The organism is Pseudomonas sp. TH37, assembly GCF_016650735.1.
GTDB classification, from domain to species: Bacteria; Pseudomonadota; Gammaproteobacteria; order Pseudomonadales; family Pseudomonadaceae; genus Aquipseudomonas; species Aquipseudomonas farris.
Genome location: NZ_JAEKFD010000011.1, coordinates 37,347 through 54,390 on the forward strand (window position 1 = coordinate 37,347; position 17,044 = coordinate 54,390).

Genomic DNA, 17,044 nt, shown 5'->3' on the forward strand with positions numbered 1-17,044 from the left:
CCCCCACAGGAGACGTTCATGAGCCAGGCAGATTTCATCATCATCGGCGGCGGGATTGCCGGCGCTTCCACCGGTTTCTGGCTGTCGCAGCACGGGCGGGTGATTGTGCTCGAACGCGAATCCCATCCGGCCTATCACTCCACCGGACGCTCGGCGGCGCTGTTCACCGCCGCCTATGGCACACCGCAGGTTCGGGCATTGACTCAGGCCAGCCGCGACTTCTTCGACGCACCGCCGCCCGGTTTCTGCGAACACCCGCTGCTGACCCCGCGCGGCGAGATGACCGTCGACTTCACCGGCGATCCGGCCGAGCTGAGCAATCAATACCTGAGCGCCAAAGCCACGGTGCCGGAAATGCAATGGCTCAGCGCCGACGAAGCCTGTGCGCGCCTACCAATCCTGCGTCGGGAAAAAGTCCATGGCGCGATCTACGATCCGACCGCCAGCGACATCGATACCGATGCTCTGCATCAGGGCTATCTGCGCGGTATCCGACGCAATAAAGGTGAGGTTCATACCGACAGCGAAGTGTTGAGCCTGAGCCGTGATGTCGAAGGGCAATGGCAGGTTCAAACCAACACTCAGACCTTCAGCGCCCCGATCATCATCAACGCCGCCGGTGCCTGGGCCGACAAGATTGGCGAGCTGGCCGGCGCCCAACCGCTGGGCTTGCAACCCAAGCGCCGGGCAGCCTTTATCTTTGCCGGCCCCGAGGGCCTGGATATCCATGACTGGCCAATGCTGGTCAGCCTCGATGAATCCTTCTACATGAAGCCTGACGCCGGCATGTTCCTCGGCTCACCGGCCAACGCCGACCCGGTAGAACCGCACGACGTGCAGCCCGAAGAGCTGGACATCGCCATGGGCATTTACCAGATCGAAGAAGCCACCACCCTGACCATCCGCCGCCCGACCCGCACTTGGGCCGGTCTGCGCAGTTTTGTGCGCGACGGGGATTTGCTGTCCGGCTTCGATCAGCAGGTGCCGGGGCTGTTCTGGGTCGCGGCGCAAGGCGGCTACGGCATCCAGACGTCGCCGGCCATGGGCCAGGCCAGCGCTGCACTGGTACGCGGTGAAGCCTTGCCCGAGCAGCTCACCCGTTTCGGCCTGGACGCCGAGATGCTCTCCCCCGCCCGCCTGAGCTGATCCTGATCCTGCCTCTCAGGTGACGTGTCCACACGATTGCGGCAAACTTCCAGCGCCCCCTTTTTTAACGGGCGCTGACGCTGCCTGGAGTTCCACTGTATGAACGCACCTGAAAAAGACTCGGCCCTGGACGCTACGTCCATGGACAACTTCCGCGCGATTGCCGATGCGATCGCCACGTTGTTCTTCCCTCATGCCGAGGTGGTGCTGCACGACCTGCGCACGCAAAAGGTCGATTACATCGCCAACAACCTGTCCAAACGGGAAATCGGCGACGACTCCTCGCTGGAAGACATGCTCAGCGAAGAGGTCAGCGAACGAAACATCGGGCCGTACGAAAAGCTCAACTGGGACGGCCAGAAGATTCGCAGCCTCAGCAGTGTGCTGCGCGACAGCGAGGGTCGTCCGCTGGCGGTGCTGTGCATCAACCTGAATATCTCGCTGTTCGAGAACGCGAAAGCGGCGCTGGATTTGTTCCTGTCGCCGACCAAGCTGATCCCGCAACCGGACTCACTGTTTCGCGATGACTGGCAGGAACGGATCAACACCTTTCTGCACGCCTGGCTGCGCGAGCGTCAGTTGAGCCTGAACGTGCTGACCCGCGACCACAAACGCGAACTGGTGCTGGCGCTGCACGCCGAAGGCGCCTTCAAAGGCAAAAGCGCCTCCAACTATGTGGCCAATGTGCTGAACATGGGGCGAGCGACGGTGTACAAGCATTTGAAGGAATTGAAGGGCTAAAGATTTGTAGTGAATGTTCCGGCCTCATCGCAGGCAAGCCCGCTCCCACAGTGTCCGTGTCGTGCACAAAACATGAGTACACCGCAGAACCTGTGGGAGCGGGCTTGCCCGCGATGGCGATCAATCAGTCGCCGTAGATATCCGACTTGAAATACTTCTGCGAAATCTTCTGATACTCGCCATTGGCGCGAATCTCGTCGATCGCCTTGTTCAGATCCGCCACCAACTGCGTGTTGCCCTTGCGCACGGCAATCCCGGCGCCCTCGCCCACGTATTTCGGATCCTTGAGTTCCGGCCCGACAAACGCGTAACCGGCGCCACGAGGCATCGACAGGAAGTCACTCAACGGGATGGTGTCGGCAAAAATCGCATCGAGACGACCGGCGGCCAGATCCATGTAGATCTCTTCGTTGTTACCGTAGCGCTTGACGTTGATGCCCTTGGGTTCGAAAACCTCGGTGGCGTAACGGTCGGTGGTGGTTGCGCGCTGCACGCCGACATTCTTGCCCTTGAGGCTGGCGTACTGGTCATCCACCACTGCGCCGTCTTTCATCACCAGACGCGATGAGGTGAAGTAATACTTGTGAGTGAAATCCACCGATTTCTTGCGGTCTTCGTTGATGGTCATGGACGATAGCGCCATATCGATTTTCTTCACTTTCAGGGAAGGAATCAGACCGTCGAACTCGCCTTCGACCCACTCACACTTGACCTTCATCTGCGCGCACAAGGCATTGCCGATGTCGTAGTCGAAACCGACTATTTTGCCTTCTTGGGTTTTGGACGCGAACGGCGGATAAGCCGCTTCGATGCCGATGCGCAGGTTTTTCTCGGCGGCGAACAAGCTACTGCACGCCAACAGGCTCAGGGCCAGACCGGTGATGAGGGGGAATTTCTTCATATTCGTTCTCTCGCGGGTTGTTGTTGGTTTGGCAAGACAGAAGAAGCTGAAACAGGGAAGCACTTTTTTGTACTTATAATTCCATACTGGACTTTTACGTATTATCCGTCAATCGGGCAGACAGCCTTATACCCGGCCTCTGGTCGGGTGCTAGCCAAATGCAAAAAAGGCCGGGTCGGTGCTTCGCAAAACAAGCGAAACACCGACCCGGCCCTCAGGAACCGCCCAGACAGTTATTCCAGCGCGGCAGCCGGCCCGAAGAACTCGTAACGGCTCTGCTTCTCTGGCACACCCAAAGCCTTGAGGTGACGCTTGATCGCCGCCATGAAGCCTTTAGGCCCCAGGAAGTAGGCATCCACATCGCGCTCTTCCGGCAACCACTCGCCAAGTTGCGCCTGGCTCAACAGGCCAACCTTGTCCGCCGCCGGGCTGACGCCATCGTCTTCGGCGTAGCAATAAAAACGCTTGAGCTGCGGATGACGCTCGGCCAGGCCATCGATCCAGTCACGGAAAGCATGCACGCTACCGTTGCGCGCGCAGTGGATAAAGTGCACCGGCCGCTCGGTCGCCAGCGCCGCTTCGAGCATCGCCAGCGTCGGGGTGATGCCGACGCCGCCACTGATCAGCACCAGCGGTTTGTCGCTGGCGGTCAGGGTGAAATCGCCCGCTGGCGGGAACAGCATGATGCTCGCGCCGACGTGCAGTTGATCGTGCAAATGGTTGGAAGCGCGGCCGCCGGTTTCGCGCTTGACGCTGATGCGGTACTGGCCCTTGTTGGCCAGCGCCGACAGCGAATAGTTACGTCGAATTTCTTCGCCATCGAGGATCAGTTTCATGCCGATGTACTGGCCAGGCTCTGCCGCGAGAATCGGGCCCTTGTCCGCCGGTTCGAAGTAGAACGAGGTGATTTCCGCGCTCTCCTCGACCTTGGCCGCCACGATGAACTCCCGCGCGCCACGCCAGCCGCCCGGCGCCTGCGCTTTTTGGTCGTAGATGCTGGCTTCGGCGCCGATCAGGATCTCGGCCAATTGACCGTAGGCCGCGCCCCAGGCACTCATCACTTCAGGCGTGGCAATCTCTTCGCCGAGCACTTCGGAGATCGCTCGCAACAGGCAGCTACCCACAATCGGGTAATGTTCCGGGAGGATTTGCAGTGCCACGTGCTTGTTGATGATCTTGGCCACCAGGTCGCCCAACTGATCGAGCTGGTCGATGTGCCGCGCATACATCAACACACCGTTGGCCAAGGCGCGAGGCTGATCGCCGCTGGCTTGGTGTGCCTGGTTGAACAGCGGGCGGACTTCCGGGTATTCGGAGAGCATCATGCGGTAGAAGTGAGTGATCAACGCTTCGCCGCCGCTTTCCAGCAACGGCACGGTGGACTTGACGATGGCACGGTCTTGAACGCTAAGCATAAGAGCAACCCCTGGGCTTTATATGAATAGCCTTTACGTATCAGTTTCCATGCCAACAGTTAAATCCTTATAAATCATATAGTTAATAACATAGTAGTCATATCGACACGCGACGCTTTATAGTCACACCGACTACACGGAGTCATTATGACTGCAAAATTACTGCTCACGACCCTGCTGCCCCTGGTCTCCGACCTGTCCCGCGAATTGCCTGAAGGCGAACGCTACCGACGCCTGCTCGAAGCCATGCGCGCCCTGCTCCCTTGCGACGCTGCGGCCCTGCTGCGACTCGATGGCGAATGGTTGGTGCCGCTGGCCGTGGACGGGTTGAGCACTGACACCCTCGGTCGACGTTTCAAGATCAGTGAACATCCGCGCTTCGAAGCGTTGCTCAGCAGTCCCGGCCCGACTCGCTTCGCCGCCGACAGCGATTTGCCCGATCCTTATGACGGCTTGATCGATGGCCTGCACGATCACCTGGAAGTCCACGACTGCATGGGCTGCCCGCTGTTTATAGACGAGCGCCCATGGGGTTTGCTGACCCTCGACGCGCTCGACCCTGAGCGTTTCGAACCGATCGAACTGGACGCCCTGCAAGCCTTCGCCAGCCTCGCCGCCGCCACGGTCAACGCCGCCGAGCGCATTGAGCGGCTGGCCAATCGCGTCGAGGACGAACATCAGCGCGCCGAGGTTTACCGTCAGGCCAGCGGCCAACAGAACCGCGAAATGATCGGCCAGAGCAAGACTTACAAACGACTGGTGGAAGAGATCAGCCTGGTGGGCGGCAGCGACCTGACGGTGCTGATCACCGGCGAAACCGGAGTCGGTAAAGAGCTGGTGGCCCAGGCCATCCACGCGGCATCCCCACGGGCCGACAAACCGATCATCAGCCTCAATTGCGCCGCCCTGCCAGACACGCTGGTGGAGAGCGAATTGTTCGGCCATGTGCGCGGTGCTTTCACCGGCGCAACGAATGATCGGCGCGGCAAGTTCGAACTGGCCAATGGCGGCACGCTGTTTCTCGATGAAGTCGGCGAACTGTCGCTGACGGTGCAAGCCAAATTATTGAGGGTGCTGCAGAGCGGGCAATTGCAGCGCTTGGGGTCGGACAAGGAGCATCAGGTCGACGTGCGATTGATCGCAGCGACCAACCGCGACCTGGCCGAAGAAGTGCGCAGCGGTCGCTACCGTGCCGACTTCTATCATCGCCTGAGCGTTTACCCGTTGCTGGTGCCCGCACTGCGCGATCGCGGTCGGGATGTGCTGTTGCTCAGCGGCTATTTCCTGGAACAAAACCGCTCACGAATGGGCCTCAACAGCCTGCGCCTGACCAGCGATGCGCAAGCGGCGCTATTGGCGTATGACTGGCCAGGGAACGTGCGGGAGCTGGAGCATTTGATTGGTCGCAGTGCGCTGAAGGCGTTGGGTAACTGCAAGCAACGGCCGAAGATTCTCAGCTTGAGCGCGGCGGATCTGGACTTGCCCAATGGCAGCGTTGAACCCGCGCCAGAACCGGCGGTTGCTGCGCCGGCGGTTGCATTAATTGCAGGGGATTTGCGTGAGGCCACCGAGCATTATCAGCGCCAACTGATCAGCGCATGCCTGGAACGGCACCAGAACAACTGGGCCAGCGCGGCGCGGGAGTTGGGTCTGGATCGGGCGAACCTTGGACGGATGGCCAAGCGGCTTGGCATGAAATAAGCCAAGATCGCAGCCTTCGGCAGCTCCTACAGGTTTACGCCAATCCCTTGTAGGAGCTGTCGAGCGAAGCGAGGCTGCGATCTTTTGATCTACCCAACATTCATTGGCACTAAAGCCTGCCCCCAACAAGTCGATAACCCGGCATCGATAGCTGTTGGCGATCTTCACAATCGCCCATCACCTTTTTCCACAGAAGGTTTTTATGTCTTCCAACAAAGCCCGCGCAGATTCACTTTCGCTTCTGCTGTTTACCTTGCGCAGCGGCAAGCTGATGGCGATCAACCTGCTGAAAGTCAGCGAAATCATCCCCTGCCCGCCGCTGACCAAGCTGCCGGAGTCGCACCCTCACGTCAAAGGCATCGCCACCCTGCGCGGGGCATCGCTGTCGGTAATCGACCTGAGCCGCGCCATCGGCGAGCGACCGCTGGAAGACCCGAACGGTGGCTGCCTGATCGTCACCGACGTCAGCCGCTCCAAGCAGGGCCTGCACGTTCAAGCGGTGAGCAAGATCGTCCATTGCCTGACCACCGACATCCGTCCACCACCCTTCGGCTCCGGCGGCGTGCGCTCGTACATCACCGGCGTGACGTCGGTCGACGGCACGCTGGTGCAAGTGCTGGACATCGAAAAGGTCATCCACGGCATCGCTCCGGCGCAGATCGAAACGGCCCCGACCGAACTGAGCATGGAAGACGCCGAAGTACTCGGCAACGCGCGGATTCTGGTGGTCGATGACAGCCAGGTCGCCCTGCAACAATCGGTGCACACCCTGCGCAACCTCGGCCTGCAATGCCACACTGCTCGCAGCGCCAAGGAAGCCATCGACTGCCTGCTGGACCTGCAAGGTACTGCCCAGCAGATCAACCTGATCGTCTCGGACATCGAAATGTCGGAAATGGACGGCTATGCCCTCACCCGCACATTGCGCGAAACGCCGGACTTCTCACACCTCTATGTGTTGCTCCACACCTCGCTGGACAGCGCCATGAACAGCGAGAAAGCGCGACTGGCCGGGGCTAACGCGGTGCTGACCAAATTCTCCTCACCGGAGCTGACCAAATGCCTGATCGCGGCGGCCAGGGCCGTCGCCGAACAAGGTCACTGAGTTTTGGCTGAGGTTTTTTGTTTTCTGATGCGGCGCAACCTCGCTGAGGATGTGCCGCCTTTCACTTGGCCAAATGGCATTGAGTTGACCGAGTACCGTCCCGAACTCGCCGAAGCCGTTCATCACTTGATGGAACTCGGTTATCGGGAAGGTAGCGGGCGGGTACCGGCGCTGGAAGTCTGGCAACGGCGCTTCGAAACCGATCCTGAATACGATCCGTCCCTGTGCTTTATTGCCCTGGATGCCGAAGGAATCGTCGGCGTCGCCCAGTGCTGGACCAGCGCTTACATCAAGAGTCTGGTGGTGCACCCGCGCGCTCAAGGCCTCGGACTTGGTCGTGCGCTGCTGCTTAATGCATTCAACGTGTTTCGGCAACGCCGCGAAGGCTTTGTGGATCTGAAGGTGCTGGAAAACAACCTTCGGGCCCAGCGTTTGTATGAAAGTGCCGGGATGTATGTGGTCCGCCGGGAACCGGTTCCAACCTGACACCGCCTTCGCGGGCAAGCCTCACTCCCACAGGATTTAGGTGATCCCCGTGGGAGCGTGGCTTGCCCGCGAAGAGGCCCGCATAACCAATCCAAAACCATCAGGCATACTCCGACCTCGGCCACTACACGCCAAGGATGCCCAAACCATGAAAACCACCACCCTGACCTTCCTCTGCCTCACCGCCCTCGCCACCCAAGCCCACGCCTCCAGCCCCGACGCCTGGGCCGCCTACGACAAAGCCGTGCTCGCCAGTTGCACCAAAACCAGCGGCCTGAAGAACGTCAAACCCGTCGGCAACGCCGCGCAATTCGATGACCGGGTCGGTTATACCGCGCTCCTGCTGCAAGGCCAGTACCCGCAAAAAAACATGAAAGGCCAGCAAGGCACCGAGCTGTGCCTCTACAACAAGAAAAGCAAAACCGCCTACGTGACCGAATGGGACTCCATCCGCCCAACAGCAAAAGCGCAGTGAATGGCGCATAACTTGCTTCGGTACAGGCCTTTGCGGTGGCTTTTTGTCGCCATTTCATGCCCCCACAGGTGACTGGCCGTTCGATGAATACAACGTTTTCCTGCATAGGTTGTGGCAAATGCTGCAACGACCACCACGTGCCCCTGACACTGGCCGAAGCCCGGATGTGGGCGGCCGATGGCGGTCAGGTGATCGTGCTGGTGGAGGCCTTCCTCGCCAATGGCCTGGGCCTGCCCACGCAGCAACGCGAACACGCCGAACGCCGTTCGGTGGTAGTTCGAAGCGGCGCCTGCGAGGCACATGTGGCGATCACCTTCGCCGCCTATAACGTCGGTCGCTGCCGGAATCTTGACGAAGACAACCTCTGCCGCATCTACGAACGCCGACCGTTGGTGTGCCGCATCTACCCGATGGAAATCAATCCGCACATCCCGCTCAACCCGGCGATCAAAGAATGCCCGCCCGAGTCCTGGGAAACAGGGCCGGATTTGATCATTGGGGGTGAGCTGGTGGATCAGGAACTGGCAGGATTGATTCAGCGCTCGCGTCAGGCGGATCGTGATGAGATTCAGACCAAGGATGCGATTTGCGCGTTATTGGGGATTCGGACGACAGCGTTGAAGGGCGATGGATTTACTGCTTATCTGCCGGACATGACAGCGTTTGCCATGGTCATTGATCAGGTGGCGCAACAGCCGTTGGCGGGATCGGGCGGTGAATGGGTCTTTCATGTGTCAGGCGATGATATTGCCGGGCAAGTGCTGGCAGCCGGGGCGCAGGTGGCGACTGAAGCGCCAGTGAACTATGCGTTTATTTCGTTGAGGGTGGCCTGAGCCCGAGGTGTGTGCTGTATGTAATGGCCTCATCGCGAGCAGGCTCGCTCCCACAGTGGATTTCGTCGTACACAATATCTGTGTCTCATGAAGATCAAATGTGGGAGCGAGCCTGCTCGCGATGACGATAGATCAGGCACCGCAGAGGCAAAAACTCAGCGTTTACCCATCGAACGACGAGTGCCAGGAGGCGCTGCACCCGGGGTCTTGGTGTGACCATTCTTGGCGCCGTTCTTGTACCAAGGCTGGCTGGCATTCTTCGCCGCGGCCAATTCACCCGGTTTGAACGGAAACTTGAACGCTGGAATCGCCGCTTTGGTTTCGCTGTCTGCGCTGGAGTCGACGCTGTCTGGCAGGTCTGCCTGGTCGTCGCTCAAAGCGTCGGCAACCGGCGGTTGTGTCGGGGAAGTCATGAAAGCTCCGGGTGATGCTCAAAGAGTCGGGCCCGGTAGGCGAGCCGCGAAAGGCGGCAGTATACCTGTGTCGGGGGCCGCAAGCTTCACGCCGCAAGCGAGTCCGTCGGGTTTTGTGCTGACCGACCTGCCGCCATCGCGGGCAAGCCCGCTCCCACAGGGACAGCGGTCATATACAAAATCTATGTATGACACAAATCCTGTGGGAGCGGGCTTGCCCGCGATAGCGGTGTGTCAGTCACAGGGATGTTGGATGTGCCGCCGTCATCGCGGGCAAGCCTCCCACAGGGGGCAGTGGTCATATACAAAATCTGTGTATGACACACATCCTGTGGGAGCGAGCCTGCTCGCGATGAACGATAACGCGGTCTACGCCGGATCGACGTTATCCAGCGCCCGATTCACCGCCAGCTCTGCCAGCATGATGACCTGCTGGATCGCCAACGCCGTGTGGCGCTGCGGGCCGATCAGATTGTTGGCGAAATCGGTGGCCAGGACACTCGCTGAGGCCAACGATTCGTAGGCGTGGGCCAGCAGGCTTTCGGTGCCGGCACCCGGGGCGACCATGAACATGGTGCTGGGGCGACGGGGCTTTTCGGTGTATTGCGCCGGGGGATCGAGGTAGTAGTCGAGGGCGCGCTTTATGGCTTCGCGGTCTTTGAGTAATTCTTCGGTGCACAGGGTGTCGGGGTTGGCTTTGTTGAATTTCGAATCAGAATTATCGTTTTCCATTTGTAGCTCCTAATCTCAATTGGAGCCATCACTTGCCGTTATGGTCGTGAGGCTTTCGCCTACTCGTTTCGGGGATCTCACGCCCGGTCGCTGAATGTGCAGCGACAGCCAAAGACTAAAGAGCCTGCTTCCGACGGACAACCTGAAAAATGCGTGGGAAAGATCTGCGTTCCGACACATCGATTAAACATTCAAAAACAGCACTCACCCACCAATCCCACGTCTGACACTCATTGCTGTAGGAGCTGTCGAGTGAAACGAGGCTGCGATCTTTTGATCTTGAAAATCAACGTCAAAAGATCGCAGCCTTCGGCAGCTCCTACGTGGAGTTGTGTACACCCGCGATAGATTGGTCGGCTGCCGGGCCGCCTTCGCGGGCAAGCCCGCTCCCACAGTGGAGCGGTGTGCACCAGCCCCTCACCACTCATTACCCCACCTGCCGCTTTTGATCACGGGAATCAGCATCAACCCAAAGAGGTCCAAACTGACAGCGCCGTCAGTTACCAGTCACTCTCCTGACGGGCTAACAGGTTTATAAAGGAAGGTATAAACCTGACAAAATTCCGACCACTCTGCCCGGCGCCCCACTCGCATGCGAACTCAGAAAAAAACCGCCCTGTTCGCCGCCCTTCTGATCACCCTGGCAGCGCTGGGTGTGTGGTACGTCGCCAAACCCGCCACGACCAAACTGGCCACCTCCACCGCCATCCCCGTGCGAGTGGTCAGCGTCGCCGAAAAAGACGTGCCCCGCTACATCAGCGGCATCGGCTCGGTGCTGTCGTTGCACAGCGTGGTCGTGCGTCCGCAGATCGACGGCATCCTCACCAAGCTGCTGGTCAAGGAAGGCCAACTGGTGAACAAAGGTGATCTGCTGGCTACCATCGATGACCGCTCGATCCGCGCCAGCCTCGATCAGGCTCGCGCCCAACTCGGCGAAAGCCAGGCGCAACTGCAAGTGGCACAGGTCAACCTCAAACGCTACAAACTGCTGAGCGTCGACGACGGCGTGTCCAAGCAGACCTACGACCAGCAACAAGCCCTGGTCAATCAACTCAAAGCCACCGCCCAAGGCAATCAGGCATCGATCGACGCCGCTCTGGTGCAGCTTTCCTACACACAGATTCGCTCCCCGGTCACCGGTCGCGTCGGTATTCGCACAGTGGATGAAGGCAACTTCCTGCGCATGACTGACACTCAAGGCTTGTTCACAGTGACCCAGATCGACCCGATCGCCGTGGAGTTTTCCCTGCCGCAACAAATGCTGCCGACCCTGCAAGGCCTGATCAACGATCCACAGCACACGCCGGTCAAGGCTTACATCGGGGCCGACACAGACGGCGAAACCGGCAACCTGCTGGGCGAAGGTCATCTGACCCTGATCGACAACCAAATCAACGCCAACACCGGGACCATCCGCGCCAAGGCCGAGTTCGCTAACCCCGCACAGAAACTCTGGCCGGGCCTGCTGGTTACGGTAAAGATTCAGACAGCGTTGGATAAAAATGCGCTGGTGGTGCCGCCCACCGTCGTACAACGTGGCCTCGATCAACATTTCGTCTACCGGGTCAACGGCGACAAAGTCGAAGCCGTTCAGGTGCAGATGGTTTATCAAAGCAGCAGGCAGGACATCATCAAAGGCGTGAAACCGGGCGATGTGCTGGTCAGCGACGGCCAGTCGCGGCTCAAACCGGGTTCGACCGTGCAGGTAGTGACCGACCCGCCGCAAGTGGTGCAATCGGAGCCGAAACCATGAAGGGCCATGGCTCGATTTCCGCGTGGTGCATCGATCATCCGGTGGCGACGGCCCTGCTGACCTTTGCCCTGGTACTGCTGGGGGTGATCGCCTTTCCACGGCTGTCGATTGCGCCACTGCCGGAAGCGGAATTCCCGACCATCCAGGTGGCCGCGCAACTGCCTGGCGCCAATCCCGAAACCATGGCCTCGTCGGTGGCCACGCCGCTTGAAGTGCAATTCAGCGCCATCCCCGGCGTGACCCAGATGACCTCGAGCAGCGCCCTGGGCTCGACCATCCTGACCCTGCAATTCACCCTCGACAAAAGCATCGATACAGCCGCGCAGGAAGTCCAGGCCGCGATCAACACCGCCGCCGGCAAGCTGCCCAAAGACATGCCGAACCTGCCGAACTGGAGGAAGGTCAACCCGGCCGACAGTCCGGTGCTGATCCTCAGCATCAACTCGCCGCAAATGCCCGGCACCGAGGTCAGTGACCTGGTGGAAACCCTGCTCGCCCGTCAGATCAGCCAGATCGACGGCGTGGGCAATATCAACATCACCGGTCAGCAACGTCCGGCGATCCGCGTGCAGGCCTCGGCGGACAAACTCGCCGCCATTGGCCTGACCCTGGCGGACATTCGCCTGGCGATCCAACAGACCAGCCTCAACCTGGCCAAGGGTGCGTTGTATGGCGAGTCGAGCATTTCGACCTTGTCCACCAACGACCAATTGTTCCACCCCCAGGAATACGGTCAGCTGATTGTTTCCTACAAGGACGGCGCACCGGTTCATCTCAAGGATGTAGCCAAAGTCGTCAACGGTTCGGAAGACGCCTACATTCAGGCCTGGGCCGATGGTCAGCCGGGGGTGAACCTGGTGATTTTCCGCCAACCGGGGGCCAACATCGTCGAGACCGTCGACCGTATTCAAGCGGCCCTGCCGACGCTGGAGGCCATGCTGCCGGCCTCGGTGCAGGTCAAGGTGTTGATCGACCGCACCCAGACCATCCGCGCTTCGCTGCATGAAGTGGAAGTCACCCTGCTGATCGCGATCCTGCTGGTGGTGGCGGTGATGGCGCTGTTCCTGCGGCAGTTGTCGGCGACCCTGATCGTGGCGTCGGTGCTCGGTGTGTCGCTGATCGCCAGTTTTGCGCTGATGTACATCATGGGCTTCAGCCTGAATAACCTGACGCTGGTGGCGATCGTGGTGTCCGTCGGGTTTGTGGTGGACGATGCGATTGTGGTGGTGGAAAACATTCACCGCCATCTGGAGGCCGGCGACGGCATGCGTGAGGCGGCGATCAAGGGCGCCGGCGAGATCGGCTTTACCGTGGTTTCCATCAGTTTCTCGCTGGTGGCGGCGTTCATTCCGCTGCTGTTCATGGGTGGCGTGGTCGGGCGGCTGTTCAAGGAATTCGCGTTGACGGCCACCTCGACCATCATGATTTCCGTGGTGGTGTCCCTGACGCTGGCGCCGACCCTGGCCGCGCTATTCATGCGCGCGCCGGTACATCACGCCCACGGCAAACCGGGTTTCGGCGAACGCTTGCTGGCGCTGTATGAGAAAGGCCTGCGCCGCGCCCTCGCCCATCAGAAATTGATGATCGGTGTGTTCGGCCTATCCCTCGGCCTGGCGGTCGCCGGATACATTTTCATTCCGAAGGGTTTCTTCCCGGTGCAGGACACCGGTTTCGTCCTGGGCACCACCGAAGCAGCCGCCGATATTTCCTACGGAGACATGGTGAAAAAACACCTGGCGATGGCCGAAATCGTCGCCGCCGATCCTGCCGTCGAGACGTTCTCCCACTCGGTCGGTGTTTCGGGCAGCAACCAGACCATCGCCAACGGACGGTTCTGGATTTCGCTGAAAAAACGTGGCGACCGCGATGTGTCCGCCAGTCAATTCATCGACCGGATTCGCCCGCAACTGATGAAAGTCCCGGGCATCGTGCTGTACCTGCGCGCCGGGCAAGACATCAACCTCAGCTCCGGCCCGAGCCGTGCTCAGTACCAATACGTGCTCAAGAGCAACGACGGGGCACTCCTGAGCACCTGGACCCAGCGCCTGACGGAAAAACTGCGCAGCAACCCGGCGTTCCGCGACATTTCCAATGACCTGCAACTGGGCGGCAGCATCACCCACATCAGCATCGACCGTAGTGCTGCGGCGCGTTTCGGCCTGACCGCCAGCGATGTTGATGAAGCGTTGTACGACGCCTTCGGCCAGCGCCAGATCAACGAATTCCAGACCCAGACCAACCAGTACAACGTGATTCTGGAGCTGGACACCAAGCAGCGCGGCAAAGCCGAAAGCCTCAACTATTTCTACCTGCGCTCGCCGCTGAGCGGGGAAATGGTGCCGCTGTCGGCCCTGGCGAAATTCGATGCGCCAACTATCGGCCCGTTGTCTATCGCTCACGACGGGATGTTCCCGGCGGCCAACCTGTCGTTCAACTTGGCGCCCGGCGTCGCGTTGGGTGATGCGGTGATCATGCTCAATCAGGCCAAGACCGACATCGGCATGCCGGTAGCCATCAGCGGTAATTTCCAGGGCGCGGCCCAGGCCTTCCAGAGTTCACTGGCCAGCCAGCCGTGGCTGATTCTGGCGGCGCTGGTGGCGGTGTACATCATTCTTGGCGTTCTGTACGAAAGCTTCGTGCACCCGCTGACGATCATCTCGACCCTGCCCTCGGCGGGGCTCGGGGCGGTGATCATGCTGTGGATCTGCGGCCAGGACTTTTCGATCATGGCGCTGATCGGGCTGGTGTTGCTGATCGGCATCGTCAAGAAGAACGGCATTCTGATGATCGACTTCGCACTGGAAGCCCAGCGCAACCGTGGCTTGCCGCCGGAAGAGGCGATCTATGAGGCGTGTATGACGCGGTTCCGGCCAATCATCATGACCACCCTCGCCGCCCTGCTCGGCGCCCTGCCGCTGATGCTCGGCTACGGCACCGGCGCCGAACTGCGCCAGCCATTGGGCATCGCGGTGGTCGGCGGTTTGCTGGTGAGCCAGGCGCTGACACTGTTCACTACGCCGGTCATATACTTGTGGCTCGAGCGGCTGTTCCATCGACACTCTCTCCCACCAGCATCAGCACCGCTACCGGCGCTGGCGACCACAGACTGAGGCGGGGTCATGCGCGTTCTGATTATCGAAGACGAAGAAAAAACCGCGGACTATCTGCATCGCGGCCTGACGGAACAGGGTTACACCGTGGACGTGGCTGGCGATGGTGTCGAAGGCCTGCACCTGGCGCTGGAAAGCGACTACGCGGTGATTGTCCTCGACGTCATGCTGCCAGGCCTCGACGGCTTCGGTGTATTGCGTGCGCTGCGGGCACGCAAACAAACGCCGGTGATCATGCTCACCGCCCGCGAGCGGGTTGAAGACCGCATCAAAGGCTTGCGCGACGGTGCCGACGATTACCTCGGCAAACCGTTTTCCTTCCTCGAACTGGTGGCGCGTCTGCAAGCGCTGACCCGTCGCAGCGGTGGCCACGAACCGGTGCAGGTGAGCATCGCCGACCTGTGGATAGATTTGATCAGCCGCAAGGCCACTCGCGCCGGCACTCGCCTGGACCTGACCGCCAAGGAGTTTTCGTTGCTCAGCGTACTGGCGCGGCGACAAGGGGAAATCCTCTCGAAAACCGCCATCGCCGAGATGGTCTGGGACATCAATTTCGACAGCGACGCTAACGTGGTCGAAGTCGCGATCAAACGCCTGCGGGCCAAACTCGACGGGCCGTTCGAAGAGAAATTGCTGCACACCATTCGCGGCATGGGTTATGTGCTGGAGAGCCGTGGTGTCCAGTAATTCGATCGCGCTACGCCTGAGCGGGATGTTTACGCTGGTGGCACTACTAGTGTTCCTGTTGATCGGCGGTGCGCTGTATCAACAGGTCGACAAGGGTCTGGGCCTGCTGCCCGAAGCCGAACTCGATGCGCGTTACAGCGTGCTCGAATCGGCGCTCAACCGTTATGGCACGCCCGAGCATTGGGTGAAGATCAACGCCAAGCTCAAGCTGCTGAGCGAAGAAGACAAGCGCATCCGCTTTTGGGTAGTCAGTGGCAATCCCGGTTATGAATACGGCCAGCCCGACGCGCCGATCCGCGCTTTCGCCCAAGGCCCGTTGGGTATGCGCGACATGCAATTGCCCGACCATCCGTACCCGCTGAAAGTGCTGGTCACTGAGTTGCCGGCCAAGGACCAACGCCCGCCGCTACGCTTCATGATCGGCATCGACACCGAAACCTTTTACGAGACGCAGCATCACTTGCTGATCGCCCTGATCAGCCTGGCGATCGTGGGTGTATTGCTGGCCTCGCTACTCGGTTACTGGGTGGCGCGGATCGGCCTCAAGCCGCTGATCAAGTTGTCGCAGGAAGCCCAGCGACTGGCGCCGCCGAGATTGTCCGGGCGCCTGCAACTGTCGCCATTGCCACCTGAACTGAATCAGTTTGTCAGCTCGTTCAACGCTACTCTGGAACGGGTCGAACAGGCCTACTCGCGGCTGGAATCGTTCAACGCCGACGTGGCCCATGAACTGCGCTCACCGCTGACCAACCTGATTGGCCAGACCCAGGTTGCGCTGACACGCGGGCGTTCGGCCGAACACTATTTTGAAGTGCTGCAATCGAACCTCGAAGAACTCGAGCGGCTGCGCTCGATCATCAACGACATGCTGTTCCTCGCCAGCGCCGACCAGGGCAGCAAGGCCACTAAACTGACGTCCACCTCATTGGCCGACGAAGTGGCGACCACGTTGGAATATCTGGATTTCATTCTTGAGGATGCGCAGGTTCAGGTCGAGGTCAGTGGCGATGCGCAGGTACGAATCGAGATCGCCCATCTGCGCCGGGCGTTGATCAACTTGCTGAGCAACGCGGTGCAGCACACCGAGCCCGGGCAAGTGATTCAGGTACGGATCGAAGTCGAAGAGCATCAGGTCAGCATTGGCGTCGCCAACCCGGGATCGCCAATTGCCAATGAGCATCTGCCGCGATTGTTCGAGCGCTTCTACCGGGTCGATGCATCGCGCAGCAACAGTGGCAACAATCACGGTCTGGGACTGGCAATCGTCAAGGCGATTGCGCTGATGCATGGCGGGGATGTGTTTGTGCGCAGTGATCATGGGATGAATACTTTCGGCATCCACCTCCCGGTTTAATCCCTCTGTGGCGAGGGGGCTTGCCCCCGTTGGGCTGCGAAGCGGCCCTTAAAACATCCAACCGCGTTACATCATTCACACCGCGCAAGCCGGTTTTACGACTGCTTCGCAGCCGAACGGGGCGATGCGGCGTTCCGACAAGCCCCCTCGCCACAGGTGTCCTTCTTCGCACTACCACTCTTACCTAAAGCG

At 60.1% G+C, this 17,044-nt stretch carries 15 protein-coding genes; 11 read left to right on the forward strand and 4 right to left on the reverse strand.

The window, feature by feature from the left end:
• Window positions 1-18 precede the first annotated feature (18 nt).
• Both JFU11_RS23625 and JFU11_RS23630 read left to right on the forward strand, forming a co-directional pair.
• Window positions 19-1,146, forward strand: a complete 1,128-nt coding sequence (locus JFU11_RS23625) for an FAD-binding oxidoreductase (protein WP_123719457.1) — start codon at window positions 19-21, stop codon at window positions 1,144-1,146.
• 99 nt (window positions 1,147-1,245) lie between these two features.
• The gene (locus tag JFU11_RS23630; protein WP_038981650.1) at window positions 1,246-1,887 is read left to right on the forward strand and encodes a PAS domain-containing protein; all 642 of its coding nucleotides are present in this window, start codon (window positions 1,246-1,248) and stop codon (window positions 1,885-1,887) included.
• Window positions 1,888-2,011: 124 nt separating this feature from the next.
• On the opposite strand, the gene JFU11_RS23635 is transcribed toward JFU11_RS23630, so the two are convergent.
• Window positions 2,012-2,788, reverse strand: a complete 777-nt coding sequence (locus JFU11_RS23635) for an ABC transporter substrate-binding protein (protein ID WP_201062264.1) — start codon at window positions 2,786-2,788, stop codon at window positions 2,012-2,014.
• A 233-nt stretch (window positions 2,789-3,021) separates the two neighbouring features.
• Entirely contained in the window at window positions 3,022-4,203 is a 1,182-nt protein-coding gene (hmpA, locus tag JFU11_RS23640; protein WP_201062265.1) for an NO-inducible flavohemoprotein, read from the reverse strand.
• 147 nt (window positions 4,204-4,350) lie between these two features.
• Between hmpA and norR the strand changes: the two genes are divergently transcribed.
• From norR to JFU11_RS23665, 5 genes are all read left to right on the forward strand, one after another.
• On the forward strand, window positions 4,351-5,904 hold the full coding sequence (gene norR / locus JFU11_RS23645) for a nitric oxide reductase transcriptional regulator NorR (protein WP_201062266.1): 1,554 nt from the start codon (window positions 4,351-4,353) through the stop codon (window positions 5,902-5,904).
• A 202-nt stretch (window positions 5,905-6,106) separates the two neighbouring features.
• Window positions 6,107-7,009 carry a chemotaxis protein gene (locus JFU11_RS23650; protein ID WP_007905472.1) on the forward strand — a complete coding sequence of 301 codons (903 nt, stop codon included), beginning with the start codon at window positions 6,107-6,109 and terminating at the stop codon, window positions 7,007-7,009.
• Window positions 7,010-7,036: 27 nt separating this feature from the next.
• A complete protein-coding gene (locus JFU11_RS23655; protein ID WP_123719461.1) occupies window positions 7,037-7,495 on the forward strand; it encodes a GNAT family N-acetyltransferase in 459 nt (152 codons plus the stop codon).
• A gap of 148 nt (window positions 7,496-7,643) precedes the next feature.
• On the forward strand, window positions 7,644-7,970 hold the full coding sequence (locus JFU11_RS23660; RefSeq protein ID WP_201062267.1) for a hypothetical protein: 327 nt from the start codon (window positions 7,644-7,646) through the stop codon (window positions 7,968-7,970).
• An 83-nt stretch (window positions 7,971-8,053) separates the two neighbouring features.
• Window positions 8,054-8,803, forward strand: a complete 750-nt coding sequence (locus JFU11_RS23665; protein ID WP_201087481.1) for a YkgJ family cysteine cluster protein — start codon at window positions 8,054-8,056, stop codon at window positions 8,801-8,803.
• 155 nt (window positions 8,804-8,958) lie between these two features.
• On the opposite strand, the gene JFU11_RS23670 is transcribed toward JFU11_RS23665, so the two are convergent.
• Together JFU11_RS23670 and JFU11_RS23675 are read right to left on the reverse strand one after the other, a co-directional pair.
• Window positions 8,959-9,216, reverse strand: coding sequence for a hypothetical protein (locus JFU11_RS23670; protein WP_007905458.1), 258 nt, complete (start codon window positions 9,214-9,216; stop codon window positions 8,959-8,961).
• Between the two features lie 369 nt (window positions 9,217-9,585).
• Window positions 9,586-9,948: a DUF6124 family protein gene (locus tag JFU11_RS23675; protein ID WP_201062269.1), complete on the reverse strand. Its 363-nt coding sequence runs from the start codon at window positions 9,946-9,948 to the stop codon at window positions 9,586-9,588.
• A gap of 592 nt (window positions 9,949-10,540) precedes the next feature.
• On the opposite strand from JFU11_RS23675, the gene JFU11_RS23680 reads away from it, so the two are divergent.
• The 4 genes from JFU11_RS23680 to JFU11_RS23695 are packed head-to-tail and all read left to right on the forward strand — an operon-like array spanning window position 10,541 to window position 16,852.
• Entirely contained in the window at window positions 10,541-11,701 is a 1,161-nt protein-coding gene (locus tag JFU11_RS23680) for an efflux RND transporter periplasmic adaptor subunit (RefSeq protein WP_201062270.1), read from the forward strand.
• The gene (locus JFU11_RS23685; protein ID WP_201062271.1) at window positions 11,698-14,811 is read left to right on the forward strand and encodes a multidrug efflux RND transporter permease subunit; all 3,114 of its coding nucleotides are present in this window, start codon (window positions 11,698-11,700) and stop codon (window positions 14,809-14,811) included. Before JFU11_RS23680 ends, JFU11_RS23685 begins: the two co-directional genes overlap by 4 nt.
• 9 nt (window positions 14,812-14,820) lie before the next feature.
• Entirely contained in the window at window positions 14,821-15,498 is a 678-nt protein-coding gene (locus JFU11_RS23690; RefSeq protein WP_123719467.1) for a heavy metal response regulator transcription factor, read from the forward strand.
• Window positions 15,488-16,852: a heavy metal sensor histidine kinase gene (locus JFU11_RS23695; RefSeq protein ID WP_201062272.1), complete on the forward strand. Its 1,365-nt coding sequence runs from the start codon at window positions 15,488-15,490 to the stop codon at window positions 16,850-16,852. Before JFU11_RS23690 ends, JFU11_RS23695 begins: the two co-directional genes overlap by 11 nt.
• The last annotated feature ends 192 nt before the right edge of the window (window positions 16,853-17,044 follow it).

Bases quoted from the DNA above. Each gene is read 5' to 3' on its own strand.
- JFU11_RS23665 (WP_201087481.1), top strand. From the start codon at position 8,054: ATGAATACAACGTTTTCCTGCATAGGTTGTGGCAAATGCTGCAACGAC.
- JFU11_RS23650 (WP_007905472.1), top strand. From the start codon at position 6,107: ATGTCTTCCAACAAAGCCCGCGCAGATTCACTTTCGCTTCTGCTGTTT.
- JFU11_RS23660 (WP_201062267.1), top strand. From the start codon at position 7,644: ATGAAAACCACCACCCTGACCTTCCTCTGCCTCACCGCCCTCGCCACC.
- JFU11_RS23685 (WP_201062271.1), top strand. From the start codon at position 11,698: ATGAAGGGCCATGGCTCGATTTCCGCGTGGTGCATCGATCATCCGGTG.
- JFU11_RS23680 (WP_201062270.1), top strand. From the start codon at position 10,541: ATGCGAACTCAGAAAAAAACCGCCCTGTTCGCCGCCCTTCTGATCACC.
- JFU11_RS23630 (WP_038981650.1), top strand. From the start codon at position 1,246: ATGAACGCACCTGAAAAAGACTCGGCCCTGGACGCTACGTCCATGGAC.
- JFU11_RS23690 (WP_123719467.1), top strand. From the start codon at position 14,821: ATGCGCGTTCTGATTATCGAAGACGAAGAAAAAACCGCGGACTATCTG.
- JFU11_RS23625 (WP_123719457.1), top strand. From the start codon at position 19: ATGAGCCAGGCAGATTTCATCATCATCGGCGGCGGGATTGCCGGCGCT.
- norR (WP_201062266.1), top strand. From the start codon at position 4,351: ATGACTGCAAAATTACTGCTCACGACCCTGCTGCCCCTGGTCTCCGAC.
- JFU11_RS23655 (WP_123719461.1), top strand. From the start codon at position 7,037: ATGCGGCGCAACCTCGCTGAGGATGTGCCGCCTTTCACTTGGCCAAAT.
- JFU11_RS23670 (WP_007905458.1), bottom strand. From the start codon at position 9,216: ATGACTTCCCCGACACAACCGCCGGTTGCCGACGCTTTGAGCGACGAC.
- hmpA (WP_201062265.1), bottom strand. From the start codon at position 4,203: ATGCTTAGCGTTCAAGACCGTGCCATCGTCAAGTCCACCGTGCCGTTG.
- JFU11_RS23675 (WP_201062269.1), bottom strand. From the start codon at position 9,948: ATGGAAAACGATAATTCTGATTCGAAATTCAACAAAGCCAACCCCGAC.
- JFU11_RS23635 (WP_201062264.1), bottom strand. From the start codon at position 2,788: ATGAAGAAATTCCCCCTCATCACCGGTCTGGCCCTGAGCCTGTTGGCG.